At 74.7% G+C, this 23,777-nt stretch carries 19 protein-coding genes; 10 read left to right on the plus strand and 9 right to left on the minus strand.

Annotation, left to right across the window (positions count from 1 at the left end; translation table 11 throughout):
• Positions 1–23: 23 nt before the first annotated feature.
• Positions 24–1,313, plus strand: coding sequence for a CdaR family transcriptional regulator (locus tag F7P10_RS26690; protein WP_151013286.1), 1,290 nt, complete (start codon positions 24–26; stop codon positions 1,311–1,313).
• A gap of 296 nt (positions 1,314–1,609) precedes the next feature.
• Here F7P10_RS26690 and F7P10_RS26695 read toward each other — a convergent pair whose 3' ends face one another.
• On the minus strand, positions 1,610–2,449 hold the full coding sequence (locus tag F7P10_RS26695) for an alpha/beta hydrolase (RefSeq protein WP_151018307.1): 840 nt from the start codon (positions 2,447–2,449) through the stop codon (positions 1,610–1,612).
• Between the two features lie 219 nt (positions 2,450–2,668).
• On the minus strand, positions 2,669–3,838 hold the full coding sequence (locus F7P10_RS26700; protein ID WP_151013288.1) for an FAD-dependent oxidoreductase: 1,170 nt from the start codon (positions 3,836–3,838) through the stop codon (positions 2,669–2,671).
• Positions 3,839–4,168: 330 nt separating this feature from the next.
• Between F7P10_RS26700 and F7P10_RS44670 the strand changes: the two genes are divergently transcribed.
• From F7P10_RS44670 to F7P10_RS26725, 5 genes are read left to right on the plus strand one after another with little or no spacing between them, the layout of a single operon-like run.
• Positions 4,169–5,995, plus strand: coding sequence for an ATP-binding protein (locus F7P10_RS44670; protein WP_151013290.1), 1,827 nt, complete (start codon positions 4,169–4,171; stop codon positions 5,993–5,995).
• Positions 5,992–6,411 carry a roadblock/LC7 domain-containing protein gene (locus tag F7P10_RS26710; protein WP_254716033.1) on the plus strand — a complete coding sequence of 140 codons (420 nt, stop codon included), beginning with the start codon at positions 5,992–5,994 and terminating at the stop codon, positions 6,409–6,411. The genes F7P10_RS44670 and F7P10_RS26710 overlap by 4 nt, the downstream gene beginning before the upstream one ends.
• On the plus strand, positions 6,408–6,848 hold the full coding sequence (locus F7P10_RS26715) for a DUF742 domain-containing protein (RefSeq protein ID WP_151013293.1): 441 nt from the start codon (positions 6,408–6,410) through the stop codon (positions 6,846–6,848). Before F7P10_RS26710 ends, F7P10_RS26715 begins: the two co-directional genes overlap by 4 nt.
• On the plus strand, positions 6,829–7,431 hold the full coding sequence (locus F7P10_RS26720) for an ATP/GTP-binding protein (protein ID WP_151013295.1): 603 nt from the start codon (positions 6,829–6,831) through the stop codon (positions 7,429–7,431). Before F7P10_RS26715 ends, F7P10_RS26720 begins: the two co-directional genes overlap by 20 nt.
• Positions 7,428–8,768, plus strand: a complete 1,341-nt coding sequence (locus tag F7P10_RS26725) for a cytochrome P450 (protein WP_151013297.1) — start codon at positions 7,428–7,430, stop codon at positions 8,766–8,768. The genes F7P10_RS26720 and F7P10_RS26725 overlap by 4 nt, the downstream gene beginning before the upstream one ends.
• On the opposite strand, the gene F7P10_RS26730 is transcribed toward F7P10_RS26725, so the two are convergent.
• The 3 genes from F7P10_RS26730 to F7P10_RS26740 form a co-directional block, all read right to left on the minus strand.
• On the minus strand, positions 8,752–9,954 hold the full coding sequence (locus tag F7P10_RS26730; RefSeq protein WP_151013299.1) for a cytochrome P450: 1,203 nt from the start codon (positions 9,952–9,954) through the stop codon (positions 8,752–8,754). The genes F7P10_RS26725 and F7P10_RS26730 overlap by 17 nt on opposite strands.
• 152 nt (positions 9,955–10,106) lie before the next feature.
• Positions 10,107–10,784 carry an SDR family NAD(P)-dependent oxidoreductase gene (locus F7P10_RS26735; protein WP_151013301.1) on the minus strand — a complete coding sequence of 226 codons (678 nt, stop codon included), beginning with the start codon at positions 10,782–10,784 and terminating at the stop codon, positions 10,107–10,109.
• Positions 10,784–11,479 carry an SDR family NAD(P)-dependent oxidoreductase gene (locus F7P10_RS26740; RefSeq protein WP_151013303.1) on the minus strand — a complete coding sequence of 232 codons (696 nt, stop codon included), beginning with the start codon at positions 11,477–11,479 and terminating at the stop codon, positions 10,784–10,786. Before F7P10_RS26740 ends, F7P10_RS26735 begins: the two co-directional genes overlap by 1 nt.
• A 317-nt stretch (positions 11,480–11,796) precedes the next feature.
• On the opposite strand from F7P10_RS26740, the gene F7P10_RS26745 reads away from it, so the two are divergent.
• Together F7P10_RS26745 and F7P10_RS26750 are read left to right on the plus strand one after the other, a co-directional pair.
• Positions 11,797–13,392, plus strand: a complete 1,596-nt coding sequence (locus F7P10_RS26745) for an FAD-binding oxidoreductase (protein WP_151013305.1) — start codon at positions 11,797–11,799, stop codon at positions 13,390–13,392.
• 188 nt (positions 13,393–13,580) lie between these two features.
• The gene (locus tag F7P10_RS26750) at positions 13,581–15,347 is read left to right on the plus strand and encodes a family 20 glycosylhydrolase (protein WP_176611671.1); all 1,767 of its coding nucleotides are present in this window, start codon (positions 13,581–13,583) and stop codon (positions 15,345–15,347) included.
• A gap of 33 nt (positions 15,348–15,380) precedes the next feature.
• Here F7P10_RS26750 and F7P10_RS26755 read toward each other — a convergent pair whose 3' ends face one another.
• The 4 genes from F7P10_RS26755 to F7P10_RS26770 all read right to left on the minus strand — a co-directional run bounded on the left by F7P10_RS26755 (position 15,381) and on the right by F7P10_RS26770 (position 20,548).
• On the minus strand, positions 15,381–16,238 hold the full coding sequence (locus F7P10_RS26755) for an ATP-binding cassette domain-containing protein (protein ID WP_254716034.1): 858 nt from the start codon (positions 16,236–16,238) through the stop codon (positions 15,381–15,383).
• Entirely contained in the window at positions 16,235–18,001 is a 1,767-nt protein-coding gene (locus F7P10_RS26760) for a dipeptide/oligopeptide/nickel ABC transporter permease/ATP-binding protein (RefSeq protein ID WP_254716035.1), read from the minus strand. Before F7P10_RS26760 ends, F7P10_RS26755 begins: the two co-directional genes overlap by 4 nt.
• Complete coding sequence (locus F7P10_RS26765) at positions 17,998–18,939, minus strand: ABC transporter permease (protein WP_151013309.1); 942 nt, start codon at positions 18,937–18,939, stop codon at positions 17,998–18,000. Before F7P10_RS26765 ends, F7P10_RS26760 begins: the two co-directional genes overlap by 4 nt.
• Positions 18,940–19,015: 76 nt before the next feature.
• A complete protein-coding gene (locus tag F7P10_RS26770) occupies positions 19,016–20,548 on the minus strand; it encodes an ABC transporter substrate-binding protein (protein WP_151013311.1) in 1,533 nt (510 codons plus the stop codon).
• Between the two features lie 175 nt (positions 20,549–20,723).
• Here F7P10_RS26770 and F7P10_RS26775 point away from each other — a divergent pair, with 175 nt between their 5' ends.
• Both F7P10_RS26775 and F7P10_RS26780 read left to right on the plus strand, forming a co-directional pair.
• Positions 20,724–21,476: a TetR/AcrR family transcriptional regulator gene (locus F7P10_RS26775; protein ID WP_151013313.1), complete on the plus strand. Its 753-nt coding sequence runs from the start codon at positions 20,724–20,726 to the stop codon at positions 21,474–21,476.
• Positions 21,477–21,484: 8 nt separating this feature from the next.
• Positions 21,485–23,725 (plus strand): glycoside hydrolase family 3 C-terminal domain-containing protein, encoded by a 2,241-nt coding sequence (locus tag F7P10_RS26780; protein ID WP_151013315.1) that lies wholly within the window; start codon positions 21,485–21,487, stop codon positions 23,723–23,725.
• Positions 23,726–23,777 lie beyond the last annotated feature (52 nt).

The raw sequence follows: 23,777 nt of genomic DNA on the forward strand, positions 1-23,777 counted from the left end.
TTCGGTCCTGGAGGTGACTCCCGATGACGGCGGACGCTGACGGAGCGATCCTGCGCAAGGCCGTCCTCCGCCTGGAGGACCGGCTTCCCGAGCTCGCCGACCGCCTCGCCGCCGAGATCCTCTCCGGCGAGGACGGCCGCGACCGTCCCGAGGCGGTGCTCGGCGACATGTGGGAGGTGTGCCACACCGGGCTCGGGCACGGGTTCGAGGCGATCCTGGAGCCCGGCGGCGGCCGCGCCGACCTCGACTGGGCGCGCCGCCTCGGCGAGCGCCGCGCCCAGCAGGGCGAGCCGCTCGAGCACGTCCTGCGCGGCTACCGGCTCGCCGGGCGCGTGTTCTGGGAGGCGGTCGTGGAGGCCGTCGGCCGGCACGACCCCGAGCACATCCCGGCGCTCGTCCGGCAGGCCACCCGCACCTGGGACACCATCGACCAGCAGTCGGACGCCGCCGCCGACGCCTACCACCGCACCGAGTTCGCGCTGGCCCGCCGCAGCGAGGAGCGTGTCCACGCCATCGTGGACGCGCTGCTCGACGGGCAGGGCGCGGACGGCGGGCTGCTCGCGACCGCGGGCACCGTCCTCGGCCTGCCCGTGACCGGCCGGTACGCCGTCGCGATGCTGCGCGCGGACGGCGGGTTCGCCGCCGACGTGGACCTGCGGCCCGGCGAGGTCGGCGGCATGCGGTTCCTGTGGCGGATGCGCGCGAACGCGCAGGTGGCGCTGGTCGCGCTCGGTGCCGCCGACCTCGACGACCTGGTCGGCGCGCTCGAACCCTGCACGCGCGGGCACGCGGGCGTCAGCCCGGTCGCCGAGAGCCTCGCCGACCTCGGCACCGCCCGCTGGCTGGCCGAGCTGGCGCTGCGCACCTGCCACGGGCCCGGCCCGCAGGTCGCCCGGCTCGACCGGCGGCTCCCGGACGCGCTGGTGCTGTCGCAGCCGCGCCTCGCGGGACGGCTCGGGGACGTCGCGCTCGGCGGGCTCGGCTCCGTCGAGCCCGCCTACCGGGAGGTGCTGCTCGGCACCCTGGATACCTGGCTGGACTGCGGCGGCTCCGCCGCCCGCGCCGCCGAGCGGCTGTTCTGCCACCGCAACACCGTGCTGAACCGGCTCCGCAAGATCGAGCAGCTGACCCGGCGGCGGCTCGCCCGCCCGAGCGACCTGGTGGAGCTGGTGCTCGCGCTCAGCGCCGTCCGGCTGCACGGTTCCGGCGCGGACCCGCAGGCCGCCCCGCCGGCCGCCGCCCCGCAGGGCGCCGCACAGCCCGCCGCGTCCCTCCTCGGCGCCGCCCGGCCGCCCCGCACCCGCATCCCGTGACGCACCTCGTGACACGGCCCGTGACGCACCTCGTGACACGGCCCGTGAGGCACCTCGTGACACGGCCCGTGAGGCACCCCGTGGCGCGGCCCGTGACGCGGCCCGTGACGCACCCTGCAACGCGTCCGTGACGCACCCTGCGACGCAGCCCGTGACGCACCTCGTGACGCGGCCCGTGACGCATCCTGCAACGCAGCCTGTGACGCACGAGGCAACGCACCCTGCGACGCACAAGGCGGGGCCGCCCGCGCGAGGTGGCGGGCGGCCCCTGAGATGAGGTCGGGAGGGGGAGCGGGTTACATCGGGCAGGTGCTGCGGTACTCGGAGATGTCCGAGAACCAGCCGGTGTCGGGGCCGGGGCAGATGAACTGCGTGTAGCGGGTGTCGTTGTCGACGTAGCGCTTGAGCCACGCGATGCTGTACTTCGCGATGTCGGTGTTCGAGGTGTTGGGTGCGAAGTGCGAGGCGCCCGCGAGCTCCACGTACGCCTTCTCCGGCGGGAGGCTCTCGTAGAACGGCTCGGAGTGCGAGCCCACCGACGCGACCGTGTCGTTCTCGGCGCCGACGACGAGGGTCGGCACCTGGCTCTGGGACCAGTTCTTGCGCAGGTTCCAGCCGGTCAGCGGGATCGCGGCCTTCAGCGAGGGACGGTCGACGGACGCCTCGAGCGTGCCGCCGCCGCCCATCGAGTGGCCCATCACGGCGAGCCGGTTCGGGTCGATGAGGTCGGCCGCGTCGCTGTCCTCGACCATGTAGTCGAGGGCGGCGAGGAGCTGGTCGCCGCGGCTGGCGGGCTGGTCGAAGCGGCTGTTGGTGTCGATCGTCATGACGACGAAGCCGCGGGAGGCGAGCCGCGGCCCGTACCAGGACATGCTGCTCTGGCCGGCGGTGAACCCGGGCGCGATCGCGACGGCGCCGAACGTCTCGTCCGTGTCCTCGGGGTAGTAGACCGTGCCTCCGCCGAAGCCGCTGACGAAGAGGCCGGAGACGCTGTCCTCGCCGACGTCGTAGGAGCCGAGCGGCGCCTCGATGCTCGACTCGGTGGGGTCGGGGCCGCGCTCGTAGGGGTTCTCCTGTGCGAGGGCGGTGTGGGGGACGGCGCAGAGGCCGGCGGCGAGTGCGGCGCTCGCGAGCATCTGCACCGCACGTCTGGTTGCCTTCACGTCGATGACGCTCCTGTTCCGGGGGGGAGGAGCCCGAACGGCTCCCGGACGCGATCATTCTCCGCAGGCGGACGCCGCCTCCACATCGGTGAAATCACCCGTCGTTCACCCCGGCGCGGCCCAGCCGTTCACCGCGCCTCACCGGTGACCGGCGGGGCCGCCGCCATCCGCGCCGGTCCGCGCGGCGCGCGGTCAGCTCCCGGCGCGGTGCGACGGGATCGCGGCGCGGAGCGCGCCGGACGCGGCGCGCAGGGCGCTGTTGATGGAGATCTCGCCGCGCATGCCGGGCGCCGCGACCATGTCGCCCGCGAGGAACACGCCGTCCCCGCGGTCGATCGCCGGACGGTCGCGCCACGTCCGGCCCGGCAGGTCGAGCGCGCCCGTCCGGCCCCGCGCGGTCGCGGTGCGCGACCAGGTCGTCCGGTCGCCGCGGCCGGGGACGGCGGCGTCGGCGAGCGCGTCGAGGCGGCGCCGGGCCCCGGCCCCGCCCTCGCCCTCCCGCACGGGCATGCCGATCTGGAAGAGCGTCTCACCGGCCGGGACGGTGCTCGGGTCCTGCATCGAGTACGACTCGTGGAAGCCGCCCTCGTCCAGGTCGAACACGATGAACGCGTCCCGGCGGTCGTCGCGGACGGCGAGGTCCAGCATCGCGTAGTGGCCGCTCTCCCAGGTCAGGGACGCGTCGCCGAGCAGCGCGCGGGCGGACGCCAGTTCCGTCGCGACGATCGTGGGCGTGTCCGGCGGCGCGGTGACGCGGGACCCGAGTTCGACGCGGACGCCGAGTCCGGCGGCCCGCGCGGCGAGCCGGTCCAGGACCGCCTGCCAGCCGCCGATCGGCCAGCGGACGGCGGGCCGCTTCGGCGCGAACACGCGGCCGATCAGCTCCCAGACGAACGCGGCCGACAGCCGTCCGGTGTCGGCGTCGTAGGTGACGACCGAGATCGCGCTCGCGGCCCGCTCGGCGGTGCGCTCGCCGAACCGGGCGGACGCCCACGAGCGGAAGTCGCGGTCCACGGGCGCCCGCAGCAAGGGCGTCCGCCCCGCCATCCGCAGGAACCCGGCGGGCGGGACGCGGCGCAGCCGGCCGTCCGCGCGGAAGAACGTGTGCGTCATCATCCGGGTGTTGTACGTGCCGAGGGGGCCGGCGAGCCCGCGTTCGGTGAGCCACGACCAGTGCGGGCCGTCGGCGTAGAAGACGTGCGCGCCCTCGTGCGCGACGTAGGGCGCGGGCGTCGCGCGGCCCCGGCCGCCGAGGGTGCGGTGCGCCTCGTGCAGGGTGACGGACGCGCCGCCCTCCGCGCACGCGATCGCCGCGACGAGCCCGGCCAGGCCGCCGCCGATCACGGTGATCTCGTTGCTCATCGGAACCTCCGCCGTCGTGCGGTCGCCCGGGGGTTCCCGGACGTCGCACGAACGACGCGTCCGGCGGCGCGCCTGTGACATCTGCGTGCCGGCGCGAGGCGGCGAGCCGGGCTCGACTCGTGCGTCGAGGCCAGTAAATGGTGCTGTCGTATATGTCGGACAAATGTCGCCAAAAGGAATTCTGTCAAGAGTTCTTCCGGCTGATTTTCCCGACCGGACCTCCACGGGGACCATTCTCCTGCATCATGGTGGCCACCTCGCAGCGAGGGCCGCTCCCTGCGGTTCCGCATCGGTCCGGTCCCATCAGCCGCCTCGAAAAGGACATGATGGATGACATTTGACGCAGACCGTTCCCGCATTGAACGCGCCGCTCTCGAACGCGCGCTCCGATTCTGGCTCGTCGCGGTCATCGTCGGCGGCGCCGCCTGGCTCGCGGCCGTCCTGGCCGCCGCCCCGGCCGACCGCGCGCTGGTCGCCGCGGGCGGCGGCGGGCTGATCCTGGCGCTGTGCGTCGCCGCCGCGCTCGCCGTCTACTTCGCCGCGCTCGCCCGCCGCCTCGACGCCCACCTCGCCGTGGCCGAGGAGGAGGACGAGCGGCTGGCGCGGCGGCTGCGCGAGCTGGTGGACGGGCCGCTGCCGCTGCTCGTCGGCGGGCTCCGCGACTGCGCCGCGCCCGAGTCCGTCCTCGCCGACCTGCCCGAGACCCCCGACCCCGTGCTCGCCCGCCTGCTGCGCGTCGTCGTCGAGGGCGTCGCCGCCGTCCGCGCGGACGCCGACCGCGCGCGGGAGGAGACGGCCGCGCTGCGCGCGGACGCCGCCTGGCTGACCGGCACCGTCCTGCCGGAGCTGCGCACCCGGATGCCGGAGCGGATCGACTTCGTCCACGAGATCCTGGACGACCTCGACCGTCCCGCCACCGAGACGTTCCGGCGGCTCGCCCACGAGACGGGCCTCGCGATCGCGCACCAGCGGCGCTGGCAGTGGGGCGTCACGGCGAACTGCGCGCTCACCGCCGCCCGCATGCAGGCCGCGGTCCGGCGCGTGCTCCGGCGGCTGTACGAGATGGAGTTCCGCTACGACGAGACCGACGTTTTCTGGGAGATCATGGACCTGGACCACCAGGTCTCCCAGCTGGGACGCCTCGCCGACAGCGTCGCGACGATGTGCGACGGCCGGTCGGGGCGGCGCTGGCAGAAGCCGATCCCGATGGAGCGGATCGTCCGCAGCGCCATGGGCCGCTGCGACGACTTCCGGCGCGTCCGCTACATCACCGACCACGACCGCGCCGTCTGCGGCCCGCACGCCGAGGGCGTCATCCAGGCGCTCGCCGAGCTGATCGACAACGCGCTGATGTTCTCCCTGGACGACACCCCCGTGCACGTGTACGTCGAGAAGGAGATCTCCGGCGTCGTCATCACGGTCGAGGACGCGGGCATGGGCATGCGGCACACCGAACTGGCGCACGCCGAGTACCTGGTCGCCCGCCCCGACGACCGGACGGCCTGGACGGGCGAGGCCGTCGGGCTCGCGGTCGTGGGCATGCTCGCCGCCAAGCACGGGCTGAAGGTCAGCTTCCGGCCGTCCTCGCGCGGCGGCGTGGCGGCGGTGCTGTTCGTCCCGGCCGCGATCGTCACCCGGCCGGTGGAGCGGTGGCCGTGGTCGGACGACGGCGCGCCCGGCACCGAGGACGAGGAGGTGCCGAGCGACCGCCGCACCGCCGGGCTCGCGGGCATGCCGCCGATCCCGGACGGCCGGACGGTCCTGGCGCGGGAACGCGAGAAGGAGCGGGCGCGGGAACGCGAGAGGGAGCGGGCGCGGGAACGCGTGCGCGTCCGGAGCGGCGGCGCGGCGGCCGTCCCCGCGCCCGCGCCGCGCGAGCCGTTCGGCGGGCCGTCATGCCCGACCGAGAACGAACCGGGCGAACCGGCCGAGCCGGAGGAGGTCGTGGTGTGGGAGGGCATGGAGCTGCCCAAGCGCCGCCGCGGCGCCACCATCGGCCCGGCGGAATGGGCGCTGATGGGCATGCGGCCGCCGGAGCCCGAGAAGGAGGACGAGGGGGAGGCGTTCGCCGCCTTCATGGGGCCGCCGGGCGGCGGGGAGGCCGACGACACCGACCAGCCCGGCAAGCCCGGCGAGCCCGATGGAGGGGAACGTTGACACCCGAAACGCGCGGCCTCGTCCGGCTCCTGGACGCGCTCAAGGACAAGGTCCGCGGCGTCCGGCACGTCCTCGTGCTGTCCAGGGACGGCCTGCGGATCAGCCACACCGACGAGCTCGGCGACGACCGGGCCGACCAGCTCGCGGCGCTGGCGTCCGGGGTGCAGAGCCTGTCGCTGAGCGCGTCCGCCGAGTTCGGCGACGGCGGCGGCGCCGCCCCCGGCCGGTCGATGGTCGAGTTCCACGGCGGCGTCCTGCTGATCATTCCCGCCGGGCAGGGCGCCCACCTGGCCGTGGTGACCGAGCCGAACACCGACGTCGGGCTCGCCGGCCGCCGGATGGAGGAGCTGGCCCGGCAGATCCGCGGCGAGCTGTACGCCGCGCCGCGCCGTCCCGAGCACGACGCCCGGACATGAGCACGCACCCCGCCGACGGCGACGACCCCGACCGGCTGTTCGCGGTCGCCCGGGGCCGCGACCGGACGGGCGACGACCCGCCCGCGCACGGCCCGTCCGGCACCGCCCCCGCCCCCGCGCGGCGGCGCCGGACCCGGCGGGACGCGCCGCCGGACGTCCTCGACGTCGTCGCGCTGATCGTCGCCGAGGACGATCCGGGCGGCGGCCTGCCCGCCGAGCAGGTCGCGGTGCTGCGGCTGTGCCGCGGCCACCCGGTCGCGCTGGTCGAGGTGGCGGCCCGCCTCGAGATGCCCGTGCACGTCGCGCGGATCCTGCTGCGCGACATGCGCGACACCGGACGGATCACCGTCCGCGACCCGTCCGCGGCCGCCGCCCCCGCGCGCCCGGCCGACCTCGAAACGCTGAAGCAGGTCCTCGTTGGACTCGAACACCTTTGATCCCCCGCCCGTCGAGGCGCCGCTGCGGCGCACCGCCCGGGACGCCCTGAAGATCGTGATCGTGGGAGGTTTCGGGGCCGGCAAGACCACCCTGGTCGGCTCGGTCAGCGAGATCCGGCCGCTGAGCACCGAAGAGGTCATGACGGAGGCCGGGGAGGGGATCGACGACCTCACCGGCGTCCGCGCGAAACGCGCCACCACGGTCGCGTTCGACTTCGGCCGGATCTCGCTCGACGAGCGGCGCGTGCTGTACCTGTTCGGCGCGCCCGGCCAGGAGCGGTTCTGGTTCCTGTGGGACCGGCTGTTCACCGGCAGCCTCGGCGCGGTCGCGCTCGTCGACACGCGCCGGCTGTCCGACTCGTTCCACTGCATCGACCGGCTGGAGGCGCGGGCGATGCCGTTCGTCGTGGCCGTCAACCGGTTCCCGGGCGCGCGGCCGCCGCTCGACCGCGTCCGCGCCGCGCTCTGCCTGGACGAGCGCGTCCCGCTGATCGAGTGCGACGCCCGCACCCGCGACTCGTCCAAGGCGGTGCTGATCGCGCTCGTCCGGTACCTGACCCATCTCCGGGAGAAGGCGACATGACCGAGACAACCGAAACGACCAGGACAACCGGAACGACCAGAACAACCGAAACGATCGGGGCGGCCGCCGCGCCCGCGCCGGGGCCGCCGGAGGGCGCCGACCTGCTCGCCCGCAAGGCGGTCGTGCGGGTGACCGGCGCCGACGCGGGCGCCGACCCGGCGGAGTTCTACCGGTGGCTGCACCGCGAGCACGGCCCGGTCGTCCCGGTCCTGCTGGACGGCGACGTCCCCGCCTGGTTCGTCATCGGGTACCGCGAGCTGCACCGGGTCACGGCGGACGACGGCCGGTTCGCCCGCGACTGCCGCCGCTGGAACGCCTGGCACCTCGTGCCCGACGACTGGCCGCTGATGCCCTACGTCGGCTGGACCCCGTCGGTGATGTTCGCCGAGGGCGACGCGCACCGCCGCCGCGCCGGGGCGATCGGGGACGCGCTCGGCGCCGTCGACCCGCCCGTCCTCGCCGGGCTGTGCGCCCGCGAGTGCGACGCGCTCGTCACCGAGTTCGCCGGGGACGGGCGCACCGACCTCGTCGAGCAGTACTCGCACCGCGTCCCGCTGCGGATCATCGCCCGGCTGTTCGGGCTGACCGGGGACGAGATCCCCGCGCTGGTCCGGGACGTCGCCGAGTCGCTCGACACCGGCGACCGGGCGGCCCGCGCGCACGAGCGGATCCACGCGCGGATGCGCGCGCTCGTCGAGTCGCGCGGCCGCCGCCCCGCGCAGGACGTCCCGTCCGTCCTGCTGGGGCACGCGGCGGGGCTCACCCCCGAGGAGATCACCATCGACCTGCTGGTGGTGCTGGCCGCCGCGCAGCAGCCCACCGGGAACTGGATCGCGAACGCGCTGCGGCTGATCCTGGAGGACGACCGGCTCAACGCGTCCGTGCAGGGCGGGCGGCTCAGCGTCGACGAGGCGCTCCGGCGGGTGCTGTGGGACGACACGCCGACGCAGAACTTCATCGGCCGCTGGGCCGTGCGGGGCTGCGACCTCGGCGGGCAGCGCGTCGGCGCGGGCGACCTGATGGTCCTGGGGCTGGCCGCCGCCAACCTCGACCCGCAGGCGCGCCCGGCGGGCGGCCGCCGGGACGCGGCCACCCGCGCCTACACGTCCTTCGGGCACGGCGAGCACGGCTGCCCGTACCCGGCCCCGCGCCTCGCGCTGATGATGGCGCGGACCGCGATCGAGGTGCTGCTCGACCGGCTGCCCGACGTCGCCCTGGCCGCCCCCGCGGACGAGCTGGAGTGGCGGCCCTCGTTCTGGATGCGGGGCCTGCACGACCTGCCCGTCGTGTTCGACCCGACCGGCGGCGCCGGGCCGCCGGTCAGGGGACGGGCGTGAAGTCCATCCGCACCGCCGCCGGGCCGCGCGTGAACAGGCCCGTCTCGGCGGGCGCGAACCCGGTCGCGGGCCGCAGGTCCGGCATCGCGTCCAGCAGCAGGTTCGCGCCGACCTCCACCTCCGTCTTCGCGAGCAGCGCCCCGACGCAGAAGTGCCGCCCGAGGGCGAACGCCAGGTGGTCGGCGGCCGCGGAGAACGCGTTCGTGGTGGACAGGTCGTCCCGGAAGATGTCGAACCGGTCGGGCCGGTCGTAGCGGTCGGGGTCGCGGTTCGCGGCCCCGATCAGGCAGGTCACGGTGCTGCCCGCCGGGATCGTCCCGCCGCTCAGCCGCACGTCCGACGCGGGCTGCCGCATGATCATGTGGACGGGCGGGCTGTAGCGGAGCGTCTCGGCGAACGCGCGGGGGAGCAGGCTCCGGTCGTCCCGGACGGCCGCGAGCTGGTGGGGGTGCGACAGCAGGTTCGCGAACAGCGCGGAGATCGCCTTGTCGGTCGTCTCCCCGCCCGCCGCGAGCAGCAGGCTGACGAACGCCTTGACGTCCTCGTCGCTCATCCGCGTGCCGTCGATCTCCGCGAGGCACAGCCGGGACAGCAGGTCGTCGCCGGGCTCGGCGCGGCGCCGCGCGATGATCGGCAGCATGTACTCGGCGAGTTCGGCGCGCGTCCGCAGCCCCGCCTCGGCGACCTCCGGGTCCTGCGCGAGGTTGCCGAGGAACGCGATGATCGAGGTGTACCAGCGCTGGAACCGCGCGTGGTCGGACCGGTCGAGGCCGAGCATGTCGACGATGACGTTGATCGGGAAATGCGTGCTGAACTGCTCGACCAGTTCGACCGTTCCGGCCGTCCGGAATTCGTCGATGAGGTCGCGCGCGTTCCGTTCGATCACCGGCAGGAACGTCTCGCGCAGTTCGGTGCCGCGGAACGCGGGCGCCACCAGCCCCCGGCGGACGGCGTGCTCGCGCCCGCTGAGCTGCAGGATCGTCCGTCCGTGGACCGGTTCGAGCTGCCAGTCGTAATTCGCGGTGGTGAACACCGGGTCGCGGAAGGCGAGCTCGACGTCGGTGTACCGGGAGACGAGGAAGCTCTGCGTGGCCTCGTGCCAGAACAGCGGCGCCTCCTCCCGCAAGGCGCGGTAACCGGCGTACGGATCGGCGGCGAATTCGGGCGACAGGATGTCCGGAATCATGGTCGCTCCCGGTCGCGGTCATGGACATCCCGAGCTTAGGAAGCCGAATTCGCACGGTCCAGAGGCAATTCCGTGTGCTGCGGCGAAATGACGCCGATGCGAGGTTCGCTGCTTGTCGGTGTTCGGAACGCGGCCGCCGGCGCCGTCCCGGGTTACGCGCGGGTGCGGGTGCGGCCGCCGGTCAGGTTCAGCGTCTGGCCGACCATCGTCGGGAGCCGCGGGTCGGCGAGGAACGCCACCGACGCGGCGACCTCCCCGGCGGTCGCGGCGCTCCCCAGCGGCGTCGGCTCGCCCGGCGCGGCCGGCGCGACCGCGTTCACCGCGATGCCGAACGCCGCCAGCTCCCGGCCCAGCGACTTCGCCAGCGCTATCACGCCCGCGTGGGCCGCCGAGAGCGCGGTGGCGTCCGCGCGGCCGGCCATGCCCGCCTCCGACGCCAGCAGCACGATCCGGCCGCCGCCGTGCTCGGCCATCCCCGGCAGGACGGCCTGCGCGCAGGCGAACGCCCCGCCGAGCGCGGTGTCGACGACGTGCCACCAGTCGTCCAGGTCGTGCTTGGGCAGCGGCGCGGTCGTGCGGTGCGCGGCCGCGGCGACCAGGATCCCGACGTGCTCGCCGGCCGTCCGCTCCAGCCGTCCGAGCATCGCGTGCACGCCGTCCGGGCGGGTGACGTCGCCCGGCGCGGCGATCCCGCCGATCTCCGCCGCGAGGCCGCGCAGGTCGACGTCCGGGAGGTCGTTCACCGCGACCCGGTGGCCGCCCGCCGCGAGCATCCGCGCGATCGCGGTGCCGTACTCGCCGCCCGCCCCCGTGACGAGTGCGAGGGCCATCAGATCACCGCCCCGGCGTTCGGCGACAGCACCTCGCCGGTGCTGGCCGTCGCGGTCTCGATCAGGTGCGCCGCGGCGAGCGCGACCTCCCGCGGCGACGTCAGCCGCGCGGCGGGCACCGACTGCAGGTGCGCGGGCCGCCGCAGCATGGAGTCGTCCGGTACCAGCGGCGTGTCGGTCGGCCCGGGCGCGACCGCGTTCACCCGGACGCCGAACGGCGCGACCTCGGCGGCCAGCGACCGGACGAGGCCGAGCACCGCGCCCTTCGCCGCCGCGTAGTGCGCCTGGGCGTCCGCGCCGCCGACCGCCGACGACGCCGAGACCGCGACCACGGCCCCGCGGCCCCGGTTCACCATGTCGGGCGTGACGGCCCGGCACACGTTCACGACGCCCCCGAGGTGGACCCGCAGCATCCGCCGCCAGTCGTCCCAGTCCACGTCGGACGCCGGGACGATCGCGTGGTGCCCGGCCGCGCACACCGCGGCCTCGACCGGCCCCAGCTCCCGCTCGATCCGCCCGGCCGCCGCGCACACCTGCGCGGGATCGGACACGTCCGCCTCGATCGGCAGGTCCGCGCCCGGTGCCCGGCGGAGGTCGATCCCCGCGGTCGTCCACCCGCGGCTCGACAGCTCGTCCACCAGGGCGCCGCCGATCCCTCCGGCCGCCCCGGTGACGAGTGCGACTCTTCGTCGCATCACTCCTCCTCAGACATACAAACGCCCAGGCAAACCGACATATTGGCCGGTCGCAAGGGATATGACGAAGTTTTGAACCACGATCGACTCGGGGACGCCCCGGCTCGGGACCGGCGAGGCAGGGGCGGCGCCCCCGAACGCCGGAAGGCCGAAGTCCCACCGCATGGCCCGCCACGCGCCCGGATTCCGGGGCCTTCGACGGCCGCGCGGCACGCTCGTTCCCGGTGCCGCGCGCGCCGCGGGCGTCCGGCCCTTGATCCGCCGCCCGCGTCACGGCAGCGTGTCCGGCGACGCGACGGGAGCGAGGAGGACGCGCGATGGCGGAGCGGTCGTGGTGGGGCTGGGGGAACGTGGCCGACGCGGTGACGGGCCGGGAGGCCGAGGCGCTCACCGGCCGGGTCGCGGCGCTGCTGCCGGACGCCGACCTGACCCCGCACGAACCGCCCGCGATCGCCGACCTGCGCATCCCCCGGCCGCGGGTGCGGGCGCCGCGGACGCTCGAACACCTGGCGTCGGACGCCCCGCGCGACCGGGCGGCGCACAGCCACGGGCAGGCGTTCCGCGACGTCGTCCGGTGCCTGCTCGGACGCCTCGACCGCGCGGTCGACCTGGTCGTGCGCCCGCGCACCGAGCAGGACGTCGTGGACGTCCTCGACTGGGCCACCGGCGCCGGCGTCGCGGTCATCCCGTTCGGCGGCGGCACCTCGGTGGTCGGCGGGGTCGAGCCCCGGGACCTGGACGGCTACCCCGGTGTCGCCGCGCTCGACCTCACCGGGCTCGGCCGGGTGCTCGAGGTCGACCCCGTGAGCCGCGCGGCGCGCGTCCAGGCCGGGATCCTCGGCCCGGCGCTGGAAGGGGAGTTGCGCCGGGACGGGCTGACGCTGCGGCACTTCCCGCAGTCGTTCGAGTTCTCCACGCTCGGCGGCTGGCTGGCGACCCGCGCGGGCGGCCACTTCGCGACGGTCTACACCCACATCGACGACATGGTGGAGTCGATGCGGGTCGTCAGCCCGTCCGGCGTCGGCGAATCGCTCCGGCTGCCGGGGTCGGGCGCGGGCCCGTCGCCGGACCGGTTGTTCCTCGGCTCCGAGGGGGCGCTCGGTGTCATCACCGAGGCGTGGCTGCGGCTGCGCGAGCGCCCCCGGTGGCGGGCGGGCGCGGCGGTCGAGTTCGACGACCACGCCGCGGCCGTCACCGCGACCCGCGTGATCGCCCAGTCCGGGCTCTTCCCGGCGAACTGCCGGCTGCTCGATCCGGCCGAGGCGCTCATCAACGCGGGCTCGTCCGCGCCCGGCGGCGTCCTCGTCCTGGGGTTCGAGTCGGCCGACCATCCGGTGGACGCGCCGCTGGAGCGGGCGGTGGAGATCTGCCGCGACCACGGCGGCCGGGTCCCGGACGGCGTCACGCGCGGGGCGGGCGCGGGCGGCGCGGCGGAGACGTGGCGCTCGGCGTTCCTGCGGATGCCCTACCAGCGGGACGCGCTGGCCGCCCGGTCGATGATCGTGGAGACCTTCGAGACCGCCTGCACCTGGGACCGCTTCGACGCCCTCCGCGACGCCGTCCGCACCGCCGCCGCGGAGGCGCTCGCCTCCCTCGGCGAGACCGGCGTCGTGACCTGCCGGTTCACCCACGTCTACCCGGACGGCCCGGCGCCCTACTTCGGGATCTACGCCTCCGGCACGTGGGGGCGGACGGCCGAGCAGTGGGACGAGATCAAGGCGGCGGTCTCGGACGCCGTCGCGGCCCGCGGCGGCACGATCACCCACCACCACGCCGTCGGCCGCGACCACCGGCCCTGGTACGACCGGCAGCGTCCCGAGCCCTTCGCCGCCGCCCTCCGCGCGGCGAAGGCGGCGCTCGACCCGGCGGGCGTCCTCAACCCCGGCGTCCTCCTCGACCCGCCCGCCCGCTGACCCGCCCGCCCGCTGACCCGCCCGCCCGCTGACCCGCCCGCCCGCTGACCCGCCCGCCCGCTGACCCGCCCGCGGCGGGTCGTGGCGACGCGCGGGGACGGACCACGGTCGACACGGACCTCCCGGAATCCCGTTACTTACCATGTGGTAGAAAATCGGGACACGTCATGACGAACCCTGGAGGGGCAGTGCCGGCACCGATCCCGCTCCCGCAACACCTGACGCCCCTCGACGGCCCCGCCGCACCCCTCGGACGCCGGCTCCGCATCGCCGTCCCGTCCGAGTCCCTGCGCCCCCTCGGCGAGACGGTCGCCGACCTCCTCGCCCGCCTCCACGCCGCCGAGACCACCGTCACCGCCGGCCCCGACGGCCCCGACGGCGACCTCCGCCTCGCCTTGGGCACCCCGTCCGGCCCCGCCGCGATCCACCCCCCGCAAGGCACCGACCCCCGCACCGCCGCCTTCCACCCACCGGCCGCCGATATCCCCACCACCCCGACCGGCCCGGATGCCGCGGCCGCTCCGGCTGCCGCGGATCTCTCCGGTGCGGCCGGTTCGACCGCCCCGAGCCTCGCCCCGGCCGACTCGACCCCGGCCGGTGGGCCGACGCCCTTCGGGGGACGGGAGGGGTACGAGCTGGTCGTGGACGGTGACGGCAGGGCCACCGTCACCGCCGGGGACGCCGAGGGGCTGTTCCGGGGCGCGGTGACGTTCGCGCAGCTCCTCCAGGTGGACGCGGACGGGTTCGCCGTGCCCCGGGTGCGGATCGCGGACGGGCCCGCGTACGCGTGGCGGGGGCTGTCGCTCGACGTGGTGCGGCGGTTCTTCACCGTCGACCAGGTGAAGAAGGTCGTCGACCTGCTGGCCCTCTACAAGTTCAACGTCCTGCACCTGCATCTCAGCGACAGCCAGGCGTGGCGGCTGGAGATCGGCGCGTGGCCCCGGCTGACCGACCCGCGGACCTGGCCGGGGCGGGCGACGAACGCGGACGACGGCGTCCGCCCGTACTACACGGCGGACGACTACCGCGAGATCGTCGCGTACGCGGCGGCCCGCTTCCTCACCGTCGTGCCCGAACTCGACATGCCGGGGCACGTGCTGGCGGCCGTCCGCGCCTACCCCGAGCTGCAGGGACCGGACGAGCCGGTGCACAAGCTGCTCGCGTACCTGCATCCGCGCGGGGACGCGACGTTCGGGTTCGTCGAGGACGTCCTGGGCGCGGTGGCGGCGCTCACGCCGGGGCCGTTCGTGCACGTCGGCGGCGACGAGGCGTTCGGCATGCCGGACGAGCTGTACCGGGAGTTCGTGGCGCGCGCGCTGGAGATCGGGCGGGCGACGGGCAAGCGGGTCGTCGCGTGGCAGGAGGCGGCCCGTTCGGGCGCGCTGACTCCGGCGGACGTCGTGCAGGAGTGGGTGGGCGCGGGGGACGAGTTCGACGCCGACGCGGCCCGCGAGCGGATCCCGGCCGAGTACCACGCGCTGGTCGACGCGATGGCGGCGGCGTTCGCCGAGTCGGCGCGCGACGTCCCGGCCGCCGTCGCCGCCGGAACGCCGGTGCTGGCCTCGGCCAGCAGCGTCATGTACCTCGACCGCCGGTACGCCGAGGACTCGCGGGACGCGGCGCAGACCGCGCGGCGCACGGAGGTCGGGCACGAGTCGTACCCGCCGCGCACCTGCCGCGAGCTGTTCGACTGGACGCCCGGCACGCTCACCGAGATCCCGGACGGCGCGGACCTCGCGGGCGTCGAGGCGGCGATCTGGTGCGAGACGGTCGAGGGGTTCGACGACCTCGCGTTCCTGCTGCTGCCGAAGCTGCCGGGCATCGCCGAGAAGGCGTGGACGCCCGCCCGCACGGAGTGGGACGGCTACCGCGCCCGCCTGGCCTCCCACCCCGCGTGGTGGGAGGCGCTCGGCTGGCACGACCACTACCGCTCCACGGCGGTCTTCGGCGGGTAGCCGGACCGGCGGGTAGCCGGACCGGCGGGCGGCTCAGTCCGCGGCGCGCTCGAACTCCGCGCGGCGGGCGCGCTGCGCGGCGACGTCCGCGACGGGCGCGGCGAGCAGCAGGTTCCGCGTGTACGGGTGCCGCGGGTCGCCCGTGACCTGCGCCGCGTCGCCCGTCTCGACGATCTCGCCCCGGTGCAGCACCGCGACCCGGTGGCTCATGAACCGGACGACGGCGAGGTCGTGCGAGACGAACAGGTACGCGACGCCCGTCCGGTCCTGGATCTCCAGGAGGAGGTCGAGGACGGTGCGCTGCGTCGTCAGGTCGAGCGCGGAGACGGGCTCGTCGCACACGATCAGCTTCGGGCCGATCGCGAGGGCGCGGGCGATCGCGACGCGCTGCCGCTGGCCGCCGGAGAACTCGCGGGGCAGCCGGGCGGCGGCGTCGGACGGCAGGTGCACGCGTTCCAGCAGGTCGGCGACGCGGCGGCGCGCGTCGCGGCGGCCGGTGCCCTGGGCGAGGAGGGGCTCGGCGAGGGTGTCGCCGATGGCCAGGGACGGGTTCAGCGAGGTGTACGGGTCCTGGAAGACGACCTGGACGTCCCGGCTGAGCCGCCGCCGCCGCTTCTTCGAGGCGCCGTCCATGCGCTCGCCCGCGAACGTGATCGTGCCGGACTCGACGGGGGCGAGCCCGAGGATCGCGCGCCCGATCGTCGTCTTGCCGGAGCCCGAGCCGCCGACCAGCCCGAGCGTCTCGCCGGGCCGCACGTCCAGCGAGACGCCCTTCAGCACCTCGGTGCGCGGCGCCCGCAGGCCCTTGCCGGGGAAGGAGACCCGCAGGTCCCGGACGGTGAGCAGGGCCCCGTCCCGCATGTCGGTGTCCTTGGCGTCGGTGTCGTTCACGTCCGTTCCTTCCGCGCGGGGCGCCACGGTTCGCGGGCCGGGACGTCGTCCAGGACGGCCCCGAGCAGGCGGCGCGTGTACGGTTCGGTGGGCTCGCCCAGCACCCGCCCGGCCGGGCCCGATTCGACGATGCGGCCGTCGTGCATCACGTTGACGCGGTCGCACAGGTCGGCGACGACGCCGAGGTTGTGGGTGACGAGCAGGACGCCGAGGTCCCGCTCTGCCTGCAGGCGGCGGAGCAGCCCGAGGATCTCCGCCTGCACCAGCACGTCGAGGGCGGTCGTCGGCTCGTCCGCGATGAGCAACTCCGGGTCGCAGGACATCGCGCCCGCGATCAGGACGCGCTGCGCCATCCCGCCCGAGATCTCGTGCGGGTACGCGCGGAACGTCCGCTCGGGGTCCGCGATCTCGACCTGCCGCAGCAGGTCGAGCGCGCGGCCGCGGGCCTCGCCCTTCGAGATCCCCAGCTTGTACCGCATCGGCTCGACGAGCTGGGCGCCGATCGTGAAGGACGGGTCGAGGTTGCTCATCGGTTCCTGCGGGACGTACGCGACGACGCCGCCGCGCAGCGCGCGGTGCTCCCGCTCCGGCAGCCCGACGATCTCGCGCCCGCGCACGGTGACGCTGCCGCCGCTGACGCGGCCGCCCTCGGGCAGGATGCCGAGGACCGAGAACGCCGTCTGCGACTTGCCCGACCCCGACTCGCCGACGAGCCCGACGATCTCGCCGGCCCGGACGTCCAGGTCGATGCCGTGCACGACCTCGTTCGTCCCGTAGGAGACGGCGAGCCCGCGGACGGACAGCAGGTCCGCGCGGCCGGCGGCGTCGGCGGGCACCGCGGGCGCCGGGGCGCGGCGGGCCGGACGGGCGGCGCGGGCCGGACGGGCGGCGCGGGCGTCGCTCCGGTCCTCCAGCGCGTCGCGCAGCGCGCTCGCGAGCAGCACGAGGGACGCGCTGGTCAGCCCGAGCGCGAGGCCCGGCCACACGATCATGGTGGGCGCCTGCTGCATGTTCTGGAACGCCTCGTTCAGCATCGCGCCCCAGGTCGGGGTGTCGCCGCTGCCGATGCCGAGGAACTCCAGCCCGGCCTGCAGCCCGATCGCGAGCCCGGCGACGAGCGCGATCTGGATGATGATCGGCGCGCGGACGACGATGAGCACGTGCCGCGCGATGATCCGCAGGTCGGTGAGGCCCGACACCTTCGCCGCGTCCACGTACAGCTCGCCGCGGACGCCCGCGACGATGCCGCGCACCAGCCGGAAGAAGCTCGGCGCGACGAGCACGCCGAGGACGACCATCAGCACCCACACCGTGTTGCCGAGGATCGCGCGGGAGGCCAGCAGCACGACCATCGCGGGCAGCGCCATGACGAGGTCGACGGTCCAGCTCGCGGCGGTGTCGAACGGGCCGCCCCGGTACCCGGCGAGCAGCCCGGACGGGACGCCGAGCGCGAGCGCGACCGCCAGGGCGATGAGCGCGCCGCCGAGGGTGAACCGGCCGCCGTGCAGCAGCCGGGACAGCAGGTCGCGGCCGGCGGAGTCGAAGCCGAGGGGATGCCCGGCGGTGGCGCCGCCGAACGAGTCGGCGAGGTCGGCGGCGTTCGGGTCCTGCGGGCTGAGCACGGGCGCGAGCAGCACCGCGACGACGATCGCGGCGAGCAGCACGGCCGGGATCAGCCCGAGCGGGTTGCGCAGCAGCCTGCGCGCCGCACCGGACCGCCGGACGGCCGGTTCCGGCGCCTCGCGCACTACGGTTTCGCTCACGACGCCCTCGCCTTCGGGTTGAGCCAGCCGATCAGGACGTCCACCAGCAGGTTCACCGCGATGACGCCGACCACCGTGACCAGCACGATCGCCATGATCATCGGGATGTCGCCGCGGGTGGTGTAGGTGACGGTCATGCTGCCGATGCCGGGCAGCCCGAAGATCTGCTCGACCAGCACCGCGCCGCCGAGCATCCCGACGAACTGCAGGCCGAGGACCGTCAGCGGCGGCGCCGCCGCGTTGCGCAGCACGTGCCGGAACAGGATCCGGCCGGGCGGCAGCCCGCGGGCGCGCAGCGTCCGGACGTAGTCCTGGCGGAGCACGTCGATGACGGCGCCGCGCACCTGCTGGGAGACGCCCGCGACGGCCGCGACCGACAGCGACGCGATCGGCAGCGTGATCGTGGACAGCCAGCCGGACGGCGACTCGCCGAACCCGATGTAGCCGACGGCCGGGAACCAGCCGAGCCGCACCGCGAACACCACGACGATCACGAGGGTGACGAGGAAGCCGGGCAGCGCGTACCCGACCACGCCGAGGATCTGGACGAACCGGTCGACCGGCCCGCGCCGCACCCCGGCCCACACGCCGAGCAGCAGCGACAGGACGGCGCTGACCAGCGTCACCCCGGCCATCAGGCTCAGCGTGACCGGCAGCCGCGTGGAGATGGACTGCACGACGTCCTCGCCGGTGAACCAGGACGTGCCGAAGTCGCCGCGCAGTGCGTGCGCGAGCCAGTCGGCGTACTGGGCGAGGACGGGACGGTCGAGGCCCAGTTCGGCGTTCTTGGCGTCCACGAGATCCTGCGCGGCACGGTTGCCCAGGAGCTGGCGGCCCACGTCGTTGTCGGGGATCGACAGGAGCAGGTAGGACAGGACGGAGATGACGAACAGGAGCACGACCCCCGCCGCGGTCCTGCGCAGTACGAAGCTCAGCATCTGACTCGGCTTCTGTGGTGGGGAGGGCGGTTCGGGGGAAGCCGGACGGGAGCGGGCCGCCCGGCCTCCCGGGCCGTCATTCGGCCGGCGCGTAGTTGTAGATCGAGGGCAGGGCCATGCCGGACTGCGGCTCGATCGTCACGTCGCCGTCCGAGACGTGCAGGTAGGACAGCCGGTAGAACGGGACGAACCAGGCGTCCTCCACGAGGTGCCGGTTCAGCTCGTGGAGCTGCGGCTCCGCCTCCTGCGCCTGGGCGGCGGCGATCTGCGGCAGCAGCTTCCGCACGGTCCCGTCGGTGGTGCCGAAGAAGTTGAAGGTGCCGGGCAGCACCAGCTCGCCGATCGCGACCCAGTCGCTGGACGACTGGCCGATGTTCATGACCATGCCGGGGTACTCGCGGTCGGTGAAGATGCGCCGGACGGCCGACTGGTCCATGTCGTCCCAGGTCAGCTCGACGCCGATCGCCTTGAAGTACGTCTGCAGGGAGGAGGCGAGCGCGTCGGAGACGATCGCGGAGATCCGCGGCAGCTTGAGCTCGAAGCCGTCCGCGTACCCGGCCTCCTCGAGCAACTGCTTGGCCTTCGCCGGGTCGTAGGAGTAGTGGGAGTCGAGCTCTTCCTGGTAGGCGACGCTCTCGGTGCCGAACACCTGGCTCGTCACCTCGCCGCGCCCCTGCCGGATCTTGGCGAGCATCGTCGCGCGGTCGATCGCGTGGTTGAGCGCCTGCCGCACCTTCGGCTCGGCGAGCGCGGGCGCGATCTTCCCGTCTCGGTCGAACAGCAGGATGCCCTGGAAGTCGAACTCCTGCTTCTGCGTCTCGACGCCCGGGTCCTCCTCGATGCGGGCCTGCGCGTTGGCCGTCTGCAGGACGGCCGCGTTGACCTGCCCGGTCTTGAGCCCGTTGACGATCGCGGTCTCGTTGTCGAAGTACTGGAACGTCAGTTCCTTGTAGGGCAGCTTCGTGCCCCAGTAACCGGTGGCGGCCTTGTACACCCACTTGGTGCCGATGGCCGTCCGGCCGGAGTCGAGGTCGTAGGGGCCGGTGCCGTCCGGCTTCGTCTTCAGCGGGTCGCCCGCGTCGTCGAACTTCGCCGGGTTGGCCATGAGCCCGGCCGCGTCGCTCAGGTAGAACAGCATCGCCGGGTTCGGCTGCTTGAGGTGCAGCACGGCGTGCGTGGCGTCCGTGACCTCGATCTTCTCGACGTCCGCGAGCGTCTTGGCCATCCCGCCGCCGCCCTTGGCGAACCGCTCCATGTTGGCCTTCACGGCGGACGCGTCGAACGGCGTGCCGTCGTCGAACTTCACGTCACCGCGCAGGGTGAGCGCCAGCTCGGTGCGGTCGCCGTTGTACTCCCACTTCGTGGCGAGCATCGGGCTGTACGAGCCGTCCGGCTCGCGCTTGATCAGCGTGTCGTAGGCCGCCTGGAAGAACGGCAGCGCGCTGCCCGCCGCGTCCTTGGGGTCGAGGCTCTGCGGCAGCGTCATCGTCGCGACGGTGAGGGAGTCGGACGAGCCGCTCCCGCCGCCCGAGCCGCCGCACGCGGTGAGCGCGGCCGCCGCCGTGGCGCACGCCGCGAGGGCCGCGGCGCCTCTCCTGATCTTCTGCATCGTCAACTCCGTTCTCCGAGCACAACGGCTGTGCCACGTGCGGGGCGGCCGGAGATGCCGCCGGGGTGTCGGCGAGCATACATGCAGAACTAACCACGTGGTAGGTTTTGCTCGGTCGAAGGATGCGCTGAAGGATGACCCCCACCCAGCCCGACATCCCAGGAAGGCCCGCACCATGAGCGAACAGAGCCCGCGACGGGCGTCCGGCGGCCGCCGGACCCCCGCCCGCACGGGGTCCGCGGATCGCAAGAGGCCCACCAAGGGCGAGCGGACCCGCGCGACGATCCTCGACGCGGCCACCGAGCTGTTCTCCCGGTCCGGGTTCCACGCCGTCTCCCTGCGCGACATCGCCGCGCACGCCGGGCTCACCCACGCGGGCCTGCTGCACCACTTCCCCGGCAAGGAGGACGTGCTCGTCAAGGTGCTCGGCCGCCGCGACCGCGCCGACGCGGCACTGATGTTCGGGCCCGGCACCGACGAGCGTCCCGAGCTGCTGCTGGACGCGGTCGTCCGCATCGTCCACCGGAACATGCGGACGCCCGGCATGGTCGGCCTGTACGTCAAGATCTCCGGCGAGGCCACCGATCCCGAGCACCCCGCGCACGACTACTTCGTCCAGCGCTACCGGCTGCTCCGCGAACGGCTCACCAACGCGTTCGCGGAGCTGTTCGCCCGGCCCGACCCGCCCCTGCACCACGACGCGGGCATCGTCGCCGGGCAGTTCCTCGCCCTCATGGACGGCCTGCAGACGCAGTGGCTCCTGGAACCCGAGGCCGTCGACATGCACGCGTCCGTCGTCGCGTTCCTCCGCCAGCTCGGGCTCGCCCTCGAACTGTCCGCCGAGCCCGCGCCGCCGACGCCCGCGACGTCCGCGACGTCCGGTAGCGGCTCGCCCGAACCGCCCCTGTCCCCGCCCTCGCCCGCGTAAGGAAACGGATGACACAGACCGACCGCGACCCCGCCTCCCTCTCCCTGGAGGAGAAGGCGTCGCTCACCTCGGGACGCGACACCTGGCACACCGAAGAGGTCCGGGACGTCGTGCCCGCGATCACCCTCGCGGACGGCCCGCACGGCGTCCGGCGCCAGAACAAGGGGTCCGGAGACGCGCTCGGCCTGACCGACAGCGTCCCCGCGACCTGCTTCCCCCCGGCCGTCGCGCTCGGCTCGTCCTGGGACGCCGATCTGGCCCGCCGGGTCGGCGCCGCCCTCGCCCGCGAGGCGTCCGCGCTCGGCGCCGACGTGCTCCTCGGGCCCGGCGTCAACATCAAGCGGTCGCCGCTGTGCGGCCGCAACTTCGAGTACTTCTCCGAGGACCCGCACGTCAGCGGCGTCATGGGGGCCGCGCTCGTCGCCGGCATCCAGTCCCGCGGCATCGGCGCGTGCGTCAAGCACTTCGCGGTCAACAACCAGGAGACCGACCGGATGCGGGTCAGCGCGGACGTCGACGAGCAGACGCTCCGCGAGATCTACCTGCCCGCGTTCGAGCACATCGTCCGGACCGCCGCGCCCGCCATGGTGATGTGCTCCTACAACCGGATCAACGGCGTGTACGCCGGCGAGAACCGCTGGCTGCTCACCGAGGTCCTGCGCGAGCAGTGGGGTTTCGACGGCGCCGTCGTCTCCGACTGGGGCGCCGTCAACGACCGCGTCGCCGCGCTCGCCGCCGGGCTCGACCTCGAGATGCCGCCCACCCGCACCGACCGGGAGATCGTGGACGCCGTCCGTGCGGGACGCCTCGACGAGAGCGCCGTCACCCGCGCCGCCGATCGCGTGATCGGCGTCGTCCGGCGGGTGCGGGACGCCGAACGGTTCGAGGACTGGGACGTCGACGCGCACCACGAACTCGCCCGCGAGGCCGCCCGCGGCTCGATCGTCCTGCTGAAGAACGACGGCGTCCTGCCCCTGGAGGACCCCGGCCGCGTCGCCGTGGTCGGCGAGCTCGCCCGCACCCCGCGCTACCAGGGGCACGGCAGCTCCCACGTCGTCCCGACCCGCCTCGACAGCGCGTGGGACGCGCTCCGCGGGCGCACCGCCGCGACGTTCGCCGCCGGATACCGGCTGGACGGCGAGCCCGACGCGGCGCTCGCCGCCGAGGCCGCCGACACCGCCGCGTCGGCCGACGTCGCCGTCGTCTTCCTCGGCCTGCCCGACCAGGCCGAGTCCGAGGGGTTCGACCGCACGACCATCGACCTGCCCGCCGTCCAGACCGAGCTGCTGCGCCGCGTCGCCGCCGCGTGCCCGCGGGTCGTCGTCGTCCTCGCCAACGGCGGCGTCGTCTCGGTCTCCGGATGGCAGGACGCCGCGGGGGCCGTCCTGGAGGGCTGGCTGCCGGGGCAGGCAGGCGGTTCCGCCATCGCCGACCTGCTGCTCGGCACGCACAGCCCGTCCGGGCGGCTCACCGAGACGATCCCGGACCGGCTCGCCGACGTCCCGTCCCACCTGCACTTCCCCGGCGCGGACGGCCACGTCGTCTACGGCGAGGGACGGTACGTGGGCTACCGGTACCACGACACGCTCGGCACCGACGTCGCGTACCCGTTCGGGCACGGCCTCTCCTACACGCGGTTCGAGTACTCGGACCTCGACGCGCGCGAGACCGGGCCCAACGCGTGGACGGTCGAGGCCACGGTGACGAACGCCGGCGAGCGGACGGCGCACGAGGTCGTCCAGCTCTACGTAGCGTTCGACGAGGAGCGGCCCACGCGGCCCCGGCACGAGCTGCGCGGGTTCACGAAGGTCCGGCTGGCGCCGGGGGAGGGCACGCGCGTCCGGTTCGCGCTGACCGGCCGCGACATCGCGCAGTGGTCGGTCTCCCGCGGCGACTGGCGGATCGACGCGGGCGCCTTCACCGTCGAGGTCGGCGCGTCGTCGCGCGACATCCGGCTCCGCGCCGAGCTCACCACGCCCGGGGACGGCCGCACCGACGAGCTGGGCCGCATGTCCACGCTCGGGGAGTGGCTCGACCATCCGGTCGGGGCGCGGGTGCTCCGGTCGCGGCTGCGCGGTGCGGACGGCTTCACCGCGCAGGGGTCGCCCGCGCTGCTGGCGCTCGCCCGGGGGATCCCGCTGGCGAAGTTCGGCACGTTCGGCATCGGCCTGACCGGAGACGTCGTGGACGAACTCGTCGCCGCCGTCCGGTCGTCGGGGGAGACGCCGGACGGCACGCCGGGGGCCTGAGGGGACTCGGGTCCCGAGGGAGGGACCGGGGGCCGGTCGCACCGCGCCGTGG

This window comes from Actinomadura sp. WMMB 499 (assembly GCF_008824145.1).
Taxonomy (GTDB): Bacteria; Actinomycetota; Actinomycetes; order Streptosporangiales; family Streptosporangiaceae; genus Spirillospora.

Bases quoted from the DNA above. Each gene is read 5' to 3' on its own strand.
- F7P10_RS26725 (WP_151013297.1), top strand. From the start codon at position 7,428: ATGACCGAGACAACCGAAACGACCAGGACAACCGGAACGACCAGAACA.
- F7P10_RS26700 (WP_151013288.1), bottom strand. From the start codon at position 3,838: ATGAGCAACGAGATCACCGTGATCGGCGGCGGCCTGGCCGGGCTCGTC.
- F7P10_RS26715 (WP_151013293.1), top strand. From the start codon at position 6,408: ATGAGCACGCACCCCGCCGACGGCGACGACCCCGACCGGCTGTTCGCG.
- F7P10_RS26735 (WP_151013301.1), bottom strand. From the start codon at position 10,784: ATGGCCCTCGCACTCGTCACGGGGGCGGGCGGCGAGTACGGCACCGCG.
- F7P10_RS44670 (WP_151013290.1), top strand. From the start codon at position 4,169: ATGACATTTGACGCAGACCGTTCCCGCATTGAACGCGCCGCTCTCGAA.
- F7P10_RS26695 (WP_151018307.1), bottom strand. From the start codon at position 2,449: ATGCTCGCGAGCGCCGCACTCGCCGCCGGCCTCTGCGCCGTCCCCCAC.
- F7P10_RS26775 (WP_151013313.1), top strand. From the start codon at position 20,724: ATGAGCGAACAGAGCCCGCGACGGGCGTCCGGCGGCCGCCGGACCCCC.
- F7P10_RS26730 (WP_151013299.1), bottom strand. From the start codon at position 9,954: ATGATTCCGGACATCCTGTCGCCCGAATTCGCCGCCGATCCGTACGCC.
- F7P10_RS26770 (WP_151013311.1), bottom strand. From the start codon at position 20,548: ATGCAGAAGATCAGGAGAGGCGCCGCGGCCCTCGCGGCGTGCGCCACG.
- F7P10_RS26740 (WP_151013303.1), bottom strand. From the start codon at position 11,479: ATGCGACGAAGAGTCGCACTCGTCACCGGGGCGGCCGGAGGGATCGGC.
- F7P10_RS26780 (WP_151013315.1), top strand. From the start codon at position 21,485: ATGACACAGACCGACCGCGACCCCGCCTCCCTCTCCCTGGAGGAGAAG.
- F7P10_RS26690 (WP_151013286.1), top strand. From the start codon at position 24: ATGACGGCGGACGCTGACGGAGCGATCCTGCGCAAGGCCGTCCTCCGC.
- F7P10_RS26765 (WP_151013309.1), bottom strand. From the start codon at position 18,939: ATGCTGAGCTTCGTACTGCGCAGGACCGCGGCGGGGGTCGTGCTCCTG.
- F7P10_RS26745 (WP_151013305.1), top strand. From the start codon at position 11,797: ATGGCGGAGCGGTCGTGGTGGGGCTGGGGGAACGTGGCCGACGCGGTG.